The organism is Yersinia sp. 2540 StPb PI (genome assembly GCF_052217165.1).
In the GTDB taxonomy this organism is placed as follows: domain Bacteria; phylum Pseudomonadota; class Gammaproteobacteria; order Enterobacterales; family Enterobacteriaceae; genus Yersinia; species Yersinia enterocolitica_E.
On record NZ_JAZGQC010000001.1, the window covers coordinates 2,469,827 to 2,485,389 of the forward strand.

Consider the following 15,563-nt stretch of genomic DNA (forward strand, 5'->3'; position numbering starts at 1 on the left):
CAGCAGTTAAATGTCTTTTAACAATTTTAGCGTGTAACGATTTTTTCGATGTCGATAGAAAGCAAAGTGGCATTGGTTGGCTATAATAAACATGCGCTTGATAAAGATATAAGTATCGTGTCCATTATTTCTTGAAGGTGACCTATGCTACATGTTGACATTCCAAGTCGTGAAGAATTTCTTAGTCTTTCTGATGTACGCTCCGATGCCTGCGTTTCCATCTATCTTGAAACATCACCGTTACATCAACAGTTAGCTGGCAGTAAAATCCAGTTGGGGAACTTAATAAAAGAGGCATTACAACAGCTTGAGGCGGTAAACTTTGATAAACGGCGTCTGGCTTTATTGGAAGAAGAGTTATATTCCGTATTAGAGGATGAGTCATTCTGGGATCTGCATGCTTACAGCCTCGCAATACTTGCGACGCCTGATACTTTGCGAACCTACCGTTTGGCTAATAAACTGCAAGACCAAGTAGAGATCAGTGAGCGTTTCCACCTCAAACCGTTATTACGCGCACTGACATTTCCACACTCCGCTTATATTCTGGCATTATCAGAAAATGAAGTGCGTTTGATTGAGTTTTTTGCCGATGCACCACCCGCTATCGTTTCTGTTCCCAACCTACCTGACAATGTGTTAAATGCAGTAGGTAAAGCTTCATTAAATGCACGTAAGTATGATGGCGTACATGAAAAAGTAAGGCTCGCACAATATACCCGGCAAATAGATAATGCCCTGCGGCCATTATTTGCCCGTCATAACTACCCGCTTATTTTAGTCAGTACTGAACCTTTGACGTCAATTTATCGGGCGACAAATTCATTATCAAATCTGGTGGATGAAACGTTATCTACCAATGCAGAACATCTTAATATTTCGGAACTTGCCACATTAGCGCGCCCGGTATTGGACAATTTCTATCGGGCGCAAATAGAGGGGCTGAAGCCGTTATTTGAACAGCGCGCAGGAGAACGTCGAGTCACTCATGATTTGTCGGATGCCGCACGGGCGGCAACGTTCGGTGCTATTGATTTATTACTGGTTGATATTGAAAGCCAAGTCCCAGGGACTATCAATGATCAGGGTATTATTACTTTTGCGTCAGAAGATGATGCTCTGACATATGGGGTTATCGATGAGATTGCCAGACGTGCATTGGCAACCGGAGCACGAGTTTTGGCGGTGCGGGAAAGCGATTTAGCCGGTAAGCAGTTGAGCGCTATATTGCGTTATCCACTTTAAATTGTCTTAATTAATCAACAGGGTCGCATAGGCCCTGTTGCACTTAGCGCTTATTCAGCCAGATATTGGCGCAGTGTATTGAGTAAATGATCGAATACCACGCGGACTCGCTGGGTATTGCGTAGATCTTCATGCATCACCAGCCAAAACTCCAGTGGATACGAGAATTCTTGTGCTAACACCCGCACTAACCCAGATTGACGAGCTATGGGTTCATGGCAGGCACCAATGCCCAAACCGCTGCGTATTGCCGCCAATTGTGCCAAATGGCTATCAGTACGTAGGCGGTATTGGTGCGGTTCAAAATCGACTCCCTGCTCACGCAGAACCTGGACATCATGGGTGTTACGATCCGGGCCGATTAACGCGTGAAACGCTAATGCCCCGAGACTCTGCGGCATACCATGGCGCTCAATGTAATCTTCAGTAGCAAACAGCCCAACTTCGCAATAACCCGCCCGTTGCGCAATAACTGGCGACGCTTTGGGGCGTAAGGTTCTTACTGCAATATCGGCTTCCTGGCGGGTTAACCCCTCTATCTTGCTACCCAGACTTAATTCCAGCACCAGCTCAGGATAGTGTAAGCGCAGAGGTTCTAAGCGTTGCGGCAGGATTTCAACGCCAAGTAATTCACTGGTGGCAATGCGCACGGTATCTTTAGCTGACCCAATATCGGCGCAGGCGGCTCGTACAAAAGCGTCGGCAGCGGTGGCCATTTCCAAGGCATGGGGTAACAGTGCCCGCGCTGTTTCCGTTGGGATTAATCCAGTGGACGTGCGGTTAAACAATTTTTGCCCAAGGCATTGTTCCAGCGACTCAATATGCCGGCGGGCTGTCGGTTGCGAAACATTCAGACTCCGTGCGGCGGCAGATAAACTGCCTTCACGCATAATGGCCAGAAATGTACGCTGGTTATCCCAATCAGCAGGAGGTAGATTCATAAAATTGATACTGTCAGATGGTCATAAATAGACAATTTCATTGCGTTCCCCTGTACGGTATCCCTATCACTTATTCATCATAACATCAGGCTTTATCGGTAACGATTTTCACCCCGACCCGACTTACCCGATCCGATTCCATTTCGGCAATCGTCCAGGTCAAGCCATCCCACTCAATCTGATCGCCAATAACCGGCTCTCCACCAAATAAATAGAGGACGAATTGGCCCAATGTTTGCTGTTTATCGATTCCGGGTTCCAGATTAAGGCCATAAATCTGAGAGATATCGTGGAGCTTGGCATCGGCATCAAGAATAAAGTCACCAAAGAAGCGTTCATCCAGTTGGATATTGGGTGACTGACTAAACAGTTTTCCCAATGCTGGTAGGTCGTGTTCCTGACCGATAACACACAAGATGTCACCTTCTTTCAGACGGGTACTGCCGGTGGGGTGCAATAAGTCTTTACCACGAAACAGCGCCGCAATACGTGTCCCTTTAGGCATTTTCAAATCGCGCAGCGCAGCACCGATACACCACTTGTCACAACTCAACTGGTAAATAAACTGTTCCCATTGGTTATTCATATCAATATCTAACCCAATGCGCGAGACCGGTGCTAGTGCTGGAGGCACCACCAATTTAGTTTTACGTGCGGCAAATGACAGGCTGGTGCCCTGTAGCAGCAGTGATACCAGCACGACAAAAAAGGCCACATTGAAAAATAAATTCGCGTTGGGAATACCGGCCATCATCGGGAATACGGCTAGAATAACCGGCACTGCGCCGCGTAAACCCACCCAGGAAATAAAGATCCGTTCACGCAGATTAAAGCTTGGGAACGGCAGTAAACCAATGAACACCGACAGTGGTCGGGCGAACAAAATCATCCACAATGAGAGGAGCAGCGCTGGGATCGCTATCGGCAATAGGTCACTTGGATTAAGCAACAGCCCCAATACCAGGAACATCCCGATTTGACTCAGCCATGCCAGCCCATCGAAAGTTTGTAATATACCGGAGCGGTTGCGGATAGGGCGGTTACCCAGTAATAGCCCGCAGAGATATACTGCCAGAATACCACTGCCGTTCATGGCCGTTGCCAATGAGAAAACCAGAATCCCACCACTGACTGCCAGCAGGGGATATAAACCATTCGCTAGCTCTATTCGGTTTATAAAGAGCAGCAGTAAACCGCCACCGCCTAACCCGATGATAATTCCCAGACCAAACTGTTGGATTAAGTGCACCAGGAACATCCAACTGAGGCTGGTTTCACCTGCGGAGATCATGGCAATCAAGGTAACGGTTAAAAACACCGCCATGGGATCATTGCTGCCTGATTCGATCTCTAAAGTGGCACTGACGCGCTCGTTGAGACCTTTACCCCCAAGCAGTGAGAATACCGCAGCGGCATCGGTCGAGCCAATAATCGCACCAATGAGCAGCCCTTGAATAATATCTAAATCGAACAGCCAGGCCGCAGCCAGGCCCGTCAGGCCAGCAGTAATCACCACCCCGACGGTTGCTAAAGAGAGCGCAGGCCACAGAGCAACACGGAATGATGAAGCTCGAGTGCGCATCCCGCCATCTAGCAGGATAACCGCCAACGCCAGGTTACTGACCAGATACGCCACTGGGTAGTTATCGAAAGCAATCCCGCCAATACCGTCACCACCTGCCAGCATACCGATGGCCAGAAAGATAACCAGAATCGGAATACCCAGCCGGGAAGAGAGTGAACTCAGTAAAATACTGGCTCCCACCAGCACTGCGCCGATCAAAAAGAGGCTATTAATTGCGATGGCGTCCAAGGTGGGAGTTCTCCTGATTTAAGGCGAAAATAAATGAATAACAGGCCAAAGTTATAAAAAATTATTATACACAGATTTATCTCATCTAATGCGAAGAGATGACCTAATTCAATGTGTTAAATCAGCATTTTTTTAGTTCATAGCGTTGTGGCACTTACTCACTTGAACCACTGATTTTGTCAGTTCTTTGGAATGGAGTCATTTGCAGCTTTGCTGAAATGTCAAAGATATTAAGTCTATATAATGATTAAAATTATGAGGATAAAAGAGGGGTCGCTCACCTTTAATTGCCCAGCGGGGAATCAAGGGTGAGCGTTGGATAGTAGAACTAGTCGCGTTTGAGTGTTACCAGCGCTCTTCTCAGTGCTTCTGCTGTCGGTGCTTTTTCCTGTTCAGGAAGATTATCGACAGAAAGCTGTGACAGTTCGTTAACTAATACGCTGCGATCTTTTCCGGTGATTGCGCTGTCCAGCGCTCCGCTAAGGCGGCTAACCAAGGCAAACAGGGTAGCGAACTCGGTGACTGCAACAGCATCAGACTTGGGATTATTCTCAGTAGATTCTTGCTTTTTCATCACAATTCCTCTTTTTGTTGTCACTGCAAGTGAAACAAATCCTGATAAGGAATCAACAGGATAGTTGCTCTGAAAGCAGAGCAAGCAGTGAGGCATTAGCCATCCCGCCATCTACATGATGGTTTCACAGTGTAGCCGTTTTATCGCTTAAGCGGTATGCCGATATTCATATCGCTTAGCAATAACATTATTCGTTTGAATAATAATTTGATTACACCGTTTGCTGCTGCGGCTTGCCAGAAAATAAGAATTTCAGCAATGGAATACGGCGATGAATCTCATATAACATGAATGAAATCAGGCAAACAAAGGCCATGCCCACTACAAAGCCAAGGCCATTATTGTCAATTTGCGGCGTAATAAAGGCACCATAAATCAAGGTTAGCGGATGATGCACCAGGTAGATGAAAAGTGAGGCATTAACCAGATAGGTGATACGTGGTGAGGGGTAGTTTAATAACCGGTACCCAATAGAGTAGACCACATTGGTCATGGTCACGCCCATCAATGCCTTGATGATAAGATCCAGCTCAAAGGCAAAAAACTCAGCAGTATTAATATGTTGGTTTATCGAATAGGCGATGAATAACAACACAGAGGCCAAAAATGCACCAGGTGAAAAGGTAAGAAATACCCGTTTGAGTGGCGGATAGATAAAGCTGTAAGCACCCAATAGAAAGAAAGGTAGATAAAACAAAGTCTCCATAACAAAGAAATTGAAGACACTATTAAAGAGTATTTCCGGGTTAAGAAGAAATATTATTCTACGAATGACCGCGTAGATTAATACAAAGCCAAACAATGATAGTGAGATTTTTCCTATATTATTCATTTCCTTTATCAACACTGGAACTGACTGTTGGTTATTCTTGATTTTTTTGAACAGATAAAAACAGATTGTCGTCAGCAATGCGAGGGTTAACAAAAACCATAAGTGTGAAACCATTTCCCAAATAGCAATATTTATTTTTTGATAAATTGTAAATGAATTCCAATCTTGTAATTTGGTGGTGTAAGTTTTAAGGAGGTAAAATTGTGGCAATGTTATTAGTGGGATGGCGGTGAGTAACGGAATAACCACCCGCTCCAGGCGGACCTTAAGCCAGCGCTGGCGCTCATAGCGTTGATATAACATGAACGAAAAATAGCCGGAAATAACAAAGAATACCTGCATGCGAAAGGCGTGAATGAAATCATTTAGTAAGGTAAATAGATGTGAAGGATGCGTACTATTCACTGCCCAATGATGGTTGGAGTATATAAGAGAAAGATGAAAAGGAATGCCGAGTAACATCAAATAGGCGCGGATAGCGTCTAGAAAGTACTCCCGTTGGTTAGTATTTTTTTTCATACTTATTCACTATTTGTTATCGGAATTAGAATAACGCGCCGGTTTTACCCACGGAGTTGTTTTTATAGTAAACGTTTATTGATAACAATATACGTTATTCAATGGATCAGTAAGGCGAGAAACACTACTATAAGGGCTAATAATTTTCCATAGCGTATTTTAGCTGGGCAAGATAGTCTTGTGGCTTAGCCACGGGTTTAAACAATCAACCGTCAGCATAACTCAGGCATTTACGCTAACCTGAATTTATCTGTGCGGTATGTGGGATAAACCGTCAATAATTTGGCTGTGATGATTTAAGCACCCGAACAGGGGGAGATGTGCGAGTTAATATTTTTTCAAACGTTAATAGAATGTCTAAAGGGTCACGCGCGAACAGCGTCAGATGGCTGGGGGTAACTCTCTTGCTGTCATTATTCACTTCTCAGGCAATGGCTTTCTCGTTAGATGATGTGGCTAAACAGGCACAGACATTGGCGGGTAAAAGCTTCGAGGCACCAAAAAGTAACCTTCCATCGCAATTTCGCGAAATGAAATTTGCCGACTATCAGCAGATTCAGTTTAACCATGACAAATCCTATTGGACCAAACTGGATACGCCATTTAAGTTAGAGTTCTATCATCAGGGCATGTACTTCGACACGCCAGTGCAGATAAACGAAGTTACTGCGACCAGTGTTAAACCCATCAATTATAGCCCGGACTATTTTAACTTTGGTTCGGTCAAGCATGATGCCGAGTCAGTGAAGAACTTAGGTTTTGCTGGTTTTAAAGTGCTTTATCCGATCAATAAAGCGGATAAGAAAGATGAAATCGTAAGTATGCTTGGTGCCAGCTATTTTCGTGTGATTGGTAAAGGTCAGGTTTATGGCCTTTCTGCGCGCGGGCTGGCCATTGATACGGCATTGGCCTCTGGCGAGGAGTTCCCACGTTTTCGTGAGTTCTGGATTGAGCGGCCTAAACCAAATGACAAACATCTGGTTATCTATGCTCTGCTGGACTCACCTCGTGCCACCGGTGCTTACCGTTTCGTCATTTATCCGGGGCGCGACACCACTATTGATGTACAGGCCAAAGTCTTCCTGCGCGACAAGGTTGAGAAGCTGGGTATTGCACCATTAACCAGCATGTTCCTGTTTGGGCCAAGCCAGCCGTCAGCAGTGTTGAACTATCGTCCGGCATTACATGATTCCAATGGTCTTTCTATTCATGCGGGTAATGGTGAATGGATTTGGCGACCACTGAATAATCCAAAACACCTGTCGGTCAGCACCTATACGGTAGAAAATCCAAAAGGGTTTGGTTTGCTACAACGGGGTCGTGAATTCTCGCAGTATGAAGATTTAGACGACCGCTACGATTTGCGTCCGAGTGCCTGGGTTGAACCGCGTGGTGATTGGGGCAAAGGTAAAGTTGAGCTGGTGGAAATTCCAACGGCGGATGAAACCAACGACAATATCGTGGCCTTCTGGTCACCAGACGTGTTGCCGGATGCAAAAACATCACTTGATCTGAATTACCGCCTGCACTTCACGCGCGATGAAGAGAAATTGCATTCGCCGGACGTGGCCTATGTCAAACAGACCTTACGTTCAACCGGTGATGTGAAACAGTCGAATCTGATTCGTCAGCCTGATGGCAGTGTGGCATTCCTGGTTGATTTTGTCGGTCCAGTGTTGAAATCACTTGATGAAAATACACCGCTAGCTTCACAGGTCAGTATCGACGACAACGGTGAATTGATCGAGAACAGTGTGCGCTACAACCCGGTTACTAAGGGCTGGCGTTTAACATTGCGGCTAAAAGTTAAGGACGCAAAAAAACCGATAGAAATGCGTGCTGCGCTGGTTAATGGTGATAAAACCCTGACTGAAACCTGGAGCTATCAGCTACCTGCCGATGAATAAGTCAAATCAATCTCCTGTACAGGATTATATTGCGGACTTGCCCCTGACTGCTCAGCAGCTAGGGGCGCTGCGTGATGCTCTACCTGAAGATGTATTACTCGATAGCACCCCTGAAGCGATGCAGCATTTGCATCAGCAACTGGCGGCCAGTGCGCCACCAGCGGGAGTTTTTAGCCAGGAAGACAGTGCGTTAGCATCAGTCAATGCCCGTCTGCGTGCGGCGTGGCCGGAGGCCTTGGCGCAAGGGAAACAACTGGAGTCAGATTGCGAAGGGCGCACGGTCATTAATGCGATGCCGCCCATCAAACGCACCAGTATGGCACCGCAGGCATGGCGGACCAATCCGGTGGGGCGTTTTTGGGATTCATTATTGGGTCGCAACCCGGTATCACGGGCACAAACCCATGAGCAGGCCATCGCCGAGAAGAAATGGCGTAGCGTAGGCTCTCTGCGCCGCTATATTTTGCTGATACTCATTGTGTTGCAAACCACCATTGCGACCAGTTATATGAAGACCATTCTGCCCTACCAGGGGTGGGCGTTAATCGATCCTTTCGAGATCTGGCAACAAAACTGGCAGGTTTCGGTAATGCAATTGCTGCCTTACCTGCTACAAACCGGCATCCTGATTCTGTTTGCCGTGCTGTTTTGTTGGGTCTCTGCCGGATTCTGGACCGCGCTGATGGGCTTCCTGCAATTGCTGATTGGCAAAGATAAATACAGCATATCCTCTACTATCAAAGGGGATGAGGCGCTAAATCCAGCTCACCGGACTGCGCTGATTATGCCAATTTGTAATGAGGACGTGGAGCGGGTATTTGCGGGGCTACGTGCCACTTATGAGTCAGTCGCCGCCACGGGTCAGCTTGAGCACTTCGATATTTATGTGCTCAGTGACAGTTATGACCCCGATATCTGTGTGGCAGAACAGAAAGCCTGGCTGGAGCTGTGTCGTGATGTCGATGGGCATGGGCGCATTTTCTACCGCCGCCGCCGCCGCCGGGTTAAACGCAAAAGCGGTAATATCGATGACTTCTGCCGCCGTTGGGGCAGTCAGTACAGCTATATGGTGATTCTGGATGCCGATAGCGTGATGAGCGGTGAGTGTTTGACCGGGTTGGTGCGGTTGATGGAAGCCAATCCAAATGCCGGGATTATCCAATCTGCGCCGAAAGCCTCAGGTATGGACACGCTGTATGCCCGTATCCAGCAATTTGCCACGCGGGTCTATGGTCCGCTGTTTACGGCTGGTTTACATTACTGGCAGTTAGGCGAGTCCCATTACTGGGGCCACAATGCCATTATTCGGGTTAAGCCTTTTATCGAGCATTGTGCACTGGCACCATTGCCGGGTGAAGGTTCGTTCGCAGGTTCCATTCTGTCGCATGACTTTGTGGAAGCGGCATTAATGCGCCGTGCCGGTTGGGGAGTATGGATTGCTTATGATTTGCCGGGTAGCTATGAAGAACTGCCACCTAATTTGCTTGATGAACTAAAACGAGACCGCCGTTGGTGCCACGGTAATCTGATGAATTTCAGGTTGTTCCTGGTTAAGGGCATGCATCCGGTTCACCGGGCTGTGTTCCTCACTGGTGTGATGTCATATCTGTCTGCGCCGTTGTGGTTTATGTTCCTGGTGCTGTGTACTGCTTTGCAAGCGGTGCATACCTTGATGGAACCGCAGTATTTCCTGCAACCGCGTCAACTGTTCCCAGTCTGGCCCCAGTGGCGGCCCGAGCTGGCAATTGGCTTGTTCTCCACCACTTTGGTATTACTGTTCTTGCCAAAATTACTCAGCATCATTTTGATCTGGGCAAAAGGGGCGAAAGAGTACGGTGGGGCGCTGCGTCTATTGCTGTCGATGCTGGCTGAAATGTTGTTCTCCGTGTTACTGGCCCCTGTGCGCATGCTGTTCCATACCGTGTTTGTGGTCAGCGCCTTCCTCGGTTGGTCAGTGCAATGGAACTCACCACAACGTGATGATGATGCCACGCCGTGGAGTGAAGCTATGGTTCGTCACGGCTCGCAATTGTTACTGGGTTTGGTTTGGGCCGGTGGCGTGGCCTGGCTGGATCTGCGCTTCTTGTGGTGGTTATCGCCGATTGTATTTTCGTTGATTCTGTCACCGCTAGTCTCTGTGGTTTCCAGCCGTCGGACATTGGGGATGGCCAGTAAACGGGCTAAATTATTTTTGATCCCGGAAGAGTATAATCCACCACGAGAATTGCTGGCGACGGAAGAGTACCTGAAGCTTAATCATCAGCGGGCGCTTAGTAATGGTTTCTTGCATGCGGTGATGAACCCATCGTATAACGCGCTGGCCAGTGCGATGGCGACAGCTCGCCACCATACCCGTGCGATTATCGAGCAGGTGCGTGCCGAGCGGCTGACACTCGCGCTGGAGGCTGGGCCGGATAAATTGGCTAAATTACAGCGTCTGGAATTACTCAGCGACCCGGTATTGATTTCGCGTTTGCACCAGCAAGTCTGGCAGCAGCCGGAGCAGTATCAGATTTGGAACGGGTATTATCGCCAACTCGCGCATAATATAAAGGCGTTTCCAGCAGCGAAATAACGCTGATATGAAGTAACGGTAATATTGAGTAACAACGGGCGTACATTATGTATAGCCCGTTTTTTTATTAGTGATAGTTCGGTCTGAGCGGTGATAGCGTATTAGTGAATACGGACTAACGCTTTAACACCTTCTATGTTTTACATTAGCCAGATTGAGTCTTAACCGTTGTTTACATGGCGCTATGATAAGCTGTGTATCGCGCTAAACCTGAAGAGTAACTGTGTGAATCCCATCGTTAAACTGACCCATTGCCCTACCAGCATGGCCCGCATTGTTATGCTGGCGATCGGTATTATGTTGTTGTCCGGCTGTGGCAGCATTATCAGCCGCACGGTGCCGGGGCAGGGCCATGGGCATCAATACTATCCTGGCGTGCAATGGGATATGCGTGAGGGACCATGGAAGTATGTCACGGTGATAGACGTTCCGCTGTCAATGATAGTTGATACTTTTATGCTGCCAATCGATGCTCGTCACGGCCCTTATGAGTAACATCATTCGTTGGTAGCAAAAATCAGCAGTTGGTAGTGTTGTTGCTGACAAACGAATTCACTGATCGGTGTCATATGTAACCCTTTGACATGGGCTGCCAATGAGTGTGGATTATTGTTGTTAACAAACGCGGCCCCTACATCAAATTGATTACAGGTATGGGTTTTAACGGCGCTAAACAGCTGTTTAAGCACCCCTTTGCCGCGCCAGTGGCTATCGATACACACCGGCCCGTAAAGAAATACCCGCAATTGTGCTAATGGTTGGCCTTGATACTGTTGATGGCTTATGGCTTCCAGCATGGCATCAACCACCGGTGGCCGTGGTTGTTTATCCGTGTGGGCCAGACAGACAAAACCCGCGACTTGCCCATCATCAACTGCAACCAGAATTCCCAAATCTTGGTTAATTGAATCCAGTTGCTTTTCATCCATTTGTGACACAATAAAACCCTGTTTACGCTGCTCCGGGCTTAAATTTTCTGGGGTATTTTGTCGCTGCAATTGTAAGATGGCCGGGTAGTCTGAAGGTTGCGCAGGTCTTATTTTCATGTTTAATCTCTAGGTTCGAATGTGTTATCAGGAGAGAGCCGATGCCATCAAAAGCAGTGAGATTATCCGATACCCACTTAAGTAAGCCGCCGTCAGTGTTACCGAAAACCGCGATAATGCGTGTTGCCAGACCCACCGATAATCTTAAATTAATCAGCGAGATGTACTGTCATGGCTTAGGATTTAGTCAACTGGGTCATTTTGTCGATCATCAGGGGTTTGACGGTATTATTCTCGGACATCCACACCACACTTACCATTTAGAGTTTACGCATCATCGCGGCGTCCGGGTAGGGGTGGCACCGACGCAGGACAACTTATTAGTATTTTATATACCGGATGAAGCGCAATGGAGTCTTCAGTGCCAGCAGATGGTGACGGCAGGTTTTCGTAAGGTCACTGCTTATAATCCTTATTGGGATGTCAGTGGCAAAACGTTCGAAGATAGCGATGGTTATCGTGTGGTATTACAGCAACAGGAATGGCTGTTGTAGAACAAAACCCGCCACCAGGGCGGGTTTGTGTGAACAGAGGTTGCCGTGCATGCATCAGGCGGCTTGTTGGCCCTGAGTATTATTCATCAGCCGACGAATCGGTACGATAAGCAATATTAACACTGCCGCACAGATAACCAATGCAATTGAGCAACGGGCGAACAGTGTCGGCAGCATATCAAGCTGGTCAGCTTTAACATGTCCGCCAATCAGGCCCGCAGCCAGATTACCCAGAGAACTGGCGCAGAACCACAAGCCCATCACCTGGCCGCGCATTCTGTCTGGTGCCAGTAGGGTCATGGTGGCCAAACCGATCGGGCTAAGGCACAACTCACCCAGTGTCAGCAGCAGTATACTCATCACCAGCCACAGAGGTGAAACACCGGCACCACCACTGCTAAGCACATGCTGAGCGGCATACATCATCACAGCGAAACCGGCCGCCGCGCATAAAATACCGATGACAAATTTAGTGATACTGCTGGGTTGAATTTTCTTCTTCGCCAGGGCAGGCCAAGCCCAACTGAATACCGGTGCCAACAGAATAATAAACAGCGCATTTATTGATTGGAACCAGACTGTTGGGATCTCAAAGCCCATAACCATACGGTTGGTATAGTCATTAGCAAACAGGTTGAATGAAGTCGGTTTCTGTTCAAACGCTGACCAGAAGAACGCCGCAGAAACTAACAGAATAAAGCACACCAACAGGCGAGCACGATCTTTACGGCTCATATTGGCAAAGGCAAATAGATAGACGAAATAGAGTGTCACTGAGGCCGCAATAACATAGGCCAATAAGCTGGCAATCAAGACCGGATTAATCGGGATAATCCCTTGTGCTATAAGGGTAATCAGTACCACTACCAGCAGCAGGATGCCTGTCACCCACTTACCAACTCCTTGGCGCTGATTTGTTGGTTTGTTCCAGCTTGAGTCTAGCCCGACTTCTGCGTCATAGCGTTTCATCGCTGGGATAGCAAAGCCACGGAAGATAACCAGTGCCACTAGCATACCAATACCGCCGATACCAAAACCCCAGTGCCAGCCGTGGGATCGCAGCAACCAACCGGACAGTAGCGGCGCGATAAATGACCCCATATTGATACCCATATAGAACAGTGAGAAACCACCGTCGCGGCGGGCATCACCTGGCTTATATAGGGTGCCGACCATGACTGAGATACAGGTCTTGAACAAGCCGGTACCCAGTACGATAAACACTAAACCGATAAAGAACATGTCGTTGCCGAAGAATGCTGATAGCGCAATCGACAGATGACCCAGTGCAATCAGGATAGAACCATACCAGACTGCACGTTGCTGGCCGAGCCAGTTATCAGCCAGCCAGCCGCCGGGTAATGCTGCCAGATACATGCTACCGGCAAAAATCCCGACGATAGCGGAGGCTTGCTCACGAGGCAGGCCCATACCACCGTCAAATACAGTGGCAGCCATAAACAGAATTAACAGTGGGCGGATGCCGTAGAACGAGAAACGCTCCCACATTTCAGAAAGAAACAGGCCGCTGAGCGGATAAGGATGGCCAAAGAACGTGCGGCCGCCTTCGGAGTTAACAGAGGTTTGCATAAAGTCTTCCCATAGAATCGCCGTTAAAGTCGGGCGAATAAGCCATCATCGAATGTTCACCCCTTTGGCACTACGGCCAGTTATCAGGGTTAACACTCGTTACAGTAGAATTTAACGCAATAATAACGTCATTTTTTGCTGCCTATCGGGGTTATATCGTATTTTTAGATGAAAAGTCGATACACATCGCATTTATCAGGGTTATCTTTCTGACTTTGAGTGCATTTCACTACAAAAGATAGGGACTAAGTTTCATTATTTAATCTTATTATTAATATTATTTATCAATAAGTTAAATCAATATGCTATGGCTATTTTGACATGAGAGAGTGCTGGAATAAAAAATTTTCGCATAAAAACACAATAAACAGCAACTTGGCGAGGGATTAACGTTTGATGGGGCTTTTGTCAGTGCATCTCAGGAGGATTCGGGCAGAAAAGAGCAGGAATATACGTGCTTTTGTTTAGGGATTTAGGATGGTTTATGCGGGTACCCGCCGGGTGGGTTACCCCTCTAATCTTTAGCTATCTTGCTGTTGTTGAACCTCACGTTGCCGTGCTTTTAAGGGCTGGCGCTGTAAACACCAGTAAGAATAGATCGCGTTAAATAGTACCACCAAGGCAGTTACACAGAATACAGCGCGGAAACCATAGCTGGCAGAGACCGCAGCCCCGAGTAGCGGGCCGCTGACATTACCGACATCACGAAACGATTGGTTATAACTGAAAATCCGGCCAGCCACTTGATTGGTGCAGTTATAAATTAGTAACGTCTGCACCGCAGGGAGCAATGCACCATCCGTTGCCCCCAGCAAGAAGCGCAAAATACCCAATTGCAATGGAGTCTGCACGAAAGCCATCGGGATCAAGATAAGCACTGACAGAGCCAGCATGGCAATCAGAATGCGTTCCGGGCCGATTCTATCACCCAGTTTTCCTAATCTCGGCGCGCTCATCAATGCAGCAACCCCTGGGACTGACGCAATCATGCCGCTGACGAAAGCCAAATTATGAATATCACCAGCCAGTTCGCGCACATACAGCGTCAAGATCGGCGCAATTGAGCCAGTAGCAATCTGGATTATCATGGTGGTGACAAACAGGCTCAGGATTAACTTCGGGTTCTTCAGGGAGTTAAATACTTGCCGCCCGTTAAGCATGTCTTTTTTCAGTACCGGTGCAAACTGCTCCCTGACATACAGCCAGGTTAGGGCAAAACAGAGCAACAACACCGCCGCGGTAATAAAGAATACCGGTCTCAGGCCATAGTTATCCGCTAACAACCCGCCGATCAGTGGCCCGATTAATGCACCGCTCACCCCACCGGTTGAGAGCGTCCCCAAAGCCCAGCCACTCTTATTGCGCGGTACTTGAGTGGCGATCAGTGCATTGGCATTTGGAATAAAACCACCCAGTAGTCCCAGCAGTGCACGTAATGCCAGAAACTGCCAGATATTTTGCGCCATACCCATTAAAACCATCACGATCCCCATGCCTAACGCTGAGCGTAATAGCATGATTTTCCGCCCTTTACGATCAGCGAGGCTCCCCCAGAAGGGGGCGGCAATGGCAGAAAACAGAAAAGTAATGCTGAATACCAGACCGGACCACATATTCAATGACTGGTGACCGCTCACGCCTAACTCCTCCACATACAATGGCAAGAATGGCATGATCAAACTAAATGCAGCACCGGTTAGAAAACAGCCTAACCAGGTGACAAATAGGTTTCTTTTCCAGTTAACAGGTTGTGGCGCCGAGGTCATAAATTACCGATTAAGCAAGTGATTGCTTTGCGTCTCTTTATTCGTCAGCAGGGCGTTTGAAGGGGCGGCAAAGCACGAGAAGCAGATACTTAGCCTGATAAGTATGCGCTCATAGTGCAGCGACATCAATGAGATAAATATTAGTTTTTATAAAATGGAAAGGTGGTTTGACATGGATGGATATGCTTATTCTATTTGGTAATAACACAGGAGTTGTGGCATTAGCATGATGTTACAGCTGGCAGAGAAAATAGGAAAAAC

The 15,563-nt window shown here is 47.6% G+C and carries 12 protein-coding genes; 5 read left to right on the forward strand and 7 right to left on the reverse strand.

From position 1 onward, the window contains the following. The first annotated feature begins 144 nt into the window (after positions 1-144). Positions 145-1,245 carry a baeRF11 domain-containing protein gene (locus V1956_RS11185; RefSeq protein WP_372559296.1) on the forward strand — a complete coding sequence of 367 codons (1,101 nt, stop codon included), beginning with the start codon at positions 145-147 and terminating at the stop codon, positions 1,243-1,245. Between the two features lie 50 nt (positions 1,246-1,295). Here V1956_RS11185 and V1956_RS11190 read toward each other — a convergent pair whose 3' ends face one another. From V1956_RS11190 to mdoC, 4 genes are all read right to left on the reverse strand, one after another. Continuing rightward, entirely contained in the window at positions 1,296-2,186 is an 891-nt protein-coding gene (locus tag V1956_RS11190; protein WP_442825124.1) for a LysR family transcriptional regulator, read from the reverse strand. 85 nt (positions 2,187-2,271) lie between these two features. After that, the gene (locus V1956_RS11195; RefSeq protein WP_083158494.1) at positions 2,272-3,999 is read right to left on the reverse strand and encodes a potassium/proton antiporter; all 1,728 of its coding nucleotides are present in this window, start codon (positions 3,997-3,999) and stop codon (positions 2,272-2,274) included. Between the two features lie 328 nt (positions 4,000-4,327). Next, positions 4,328-4,573, reverse strand: a complete 246-nt coding sequence (locus tag V1956_RS11200; protein WP_193784638.1) for a hypothetical protein — start codon at positions 4,571-4,573, stop codon at positions 4,328-4,330. Positions 4,574-4,784: 211 nt separating this feature from the next. Further along, positions 4,785-5,924: a glucans biosynthesis protein MdoC gene (gene mdoC / locus V1956_RS11205; RefSeq protein WP_442825125.1), complete on the reverse strand. Its 1,140-nt coding sequence runs from the start codon at positions 5,922-5,924 to the stop codon at positions 4,785-4,787. 353 nt (positions 5,925-6,277) lie between these two features. Between mdoC and V1956_RS11210 the strand changes: the two genes are divergently transcribed. The 3 genes from V1956_RS11210 to V1956_RS11220 all read left to right on the forward strand — a co-directional run bounded on the left by V1956_RS11210 (position 6,278) and on the right by V1956_RS11220 (position 10,901). After that, positions 6,278-7,831, forward strand: a complete 1,554-nt coding sequence (locus V1956_RS11210; protein ID WP_083158497.1) for a glucan biosynthesis protein G — start codon at positions 6,278-6,280, stop codon at positions 7,829-7,831. Next, positions 7,824-10,406, forward strand: coding sequence for a glucans biosynthesis glucosyltransferase MdoH (gene mdoH / locus V1956_RS11215; RefSeq protein WP_420075230.1), 2,583 nt, complete (start codon positions 7,824-7,826; stop codon positions 10,404-10,406). Before V1956_RS11210 ends, mdoH begins: the two co-directional genes overlap by 8 nt. Before the next feature lie 264 nt (positions 10,407-10,670). Continuing rightward, positions 10,671-10,901 (forward strand): YceK/YidQ family lipoprotein, encoded by a 231-nt coding sequence (locus tag V1956_RS11220; protein ID WP_442825804.1) that lies wholly within the window; start codon positions 10,671-10,673, stop codon positions 10,899-10,901. A 2-nt stretch (positions 10,902-10,903) separates the two neighbouring features. Here the strand turns inward: V1956_RS11220 and V1956_RS11225 are convergent, their stop codons facing one another. After that, complete coding sequence (locus V1956_RS11225) at positions 10,904-11,452, reverse strand: GNAT family N-acetyltransferase (RefSeq protein WP_372559292.1); 549 nt, start codon at positions 11,450-11,452, stop codon at positions 10,904-10,906. 116 nt (positions 11,453-11,568) lie between these two features. Here V1956_RS11225 and V1956_RS11230 point away from each other — a divergent pair, with 116 nt between their 5' ends. Then, positions 11,569-11,946, forward strand: coding sequence for a VOC family protein (locus V1956_RS11230; RefSeq protein WP_442825805.1), 378 nt, complete (start codon positions 11,569-11,571; stop codon positions 11,944-11,946). A gap of 54 nt (positions 11,947-12,000) precedes the next feature. Here V1956_RS11230 and V1956_RS11235 read toward each other — a convergent pair whose 3' ends face one another. After that, positions 12,001-13,536 (reverse strand): peptide MFS transporter, encoded by a 1,536-nt coding sequence (locus tag V1956_RS11235; RefSeq protein ID WP_420071777.1) that lies wholly within the window; start codon positions 13,534-13,536, stop codon positions 12,001-12,003. A gap of 521 nt (positions 13,537-14,057) precedes the next feature. Next, the gene (gene mdtG / locus V1956_RS11240; protein ID WP_083158502.1) at positions 14,058-15,302 is read right to left on the reverse strand and encodes a multidrug efflux MFS transporter MdtG; all 1,245 of its coding nucleotides are present in this window, start codon (positions 15,300-15,302) and stop codon (positions 14,058-14,060) included. Between the last annotated feature and the right edge of the window lie 261 nt (positions 15,303-15,563).

Coding starts and splice junctions, on each gene's coding strand:
- V1956_RS11185 (WP_372559296.1), top strand. CDS start 145: ATGCTACATGTTGACATTCCAAGTCGTGAAGAATTTCTTAGTCTTTCT.
- V1956_RS11210 (WP_083158497.1), top strand. CDS start 6,278: ATGTCTAAAGGGTCACGCGCGAACAGCGTCAGATGGCTGGGGGTAACT.
- V1956_RS11190 (WP_442825124.1), bottom strand. CDS start 2,186: ATGAATCTACCTCCTGCTGATTGGGATAACCAGCGTACATTTCTGGCC.
- V1956_RS11235 (WP_420071777.1), bottom strand. CDS start 13,536: ATGCAAACCTCTGTTAACTCCGAAGGCGGCCGCACGTTCTTTGGCCAT.
- mdoC (WP_442825125.1), bottom strand. CDS start 5,924: ATGAAAAAAAATACTAACCAACGGGAGTACTTTCTAGACGCTATCCGC.
- V1956_RS11230 (WP_442825805.1), top strand. CDS start 11,569: ATGCGTGTTGCCAGACCCACCGATAATCTTAAATTAATCAGCGAGATG.
- mdoH (WP_420075230.1), top strand. CDS start 7,824: ATGAATAAGTCAAATCAATCTCCTGTACAGGATTATATTGCGGACTTG.
- V1956_RS11200 (WP_193784638.1), bottom strand. CDS start 4,573: ATGAAAAAGCAAGAATCTACTGAGAATAATCCCAAGTCTGATGCTGTT.
- V1956_RS11225 (WP_372559292.1), bottom strand. CDS start 11,452: ATGAAAATAAGACCTGCGCAACCTTCAGACTACCCGGCCATCTTACAA.
- mdtG (WP_083158502.1), bottom strand. CDS start 15,302: ATGACCTCGGCGCCACAACCTGTTAACTGGAAAAGAAACCTATTTGTC.
- V1956_RS11220 (WP_442825804.1), top strand. CDS start 10,671: ATGGCCCGCATTGTTATGCTGGCGATCGGTATTATGTTGTTGTCCGGC.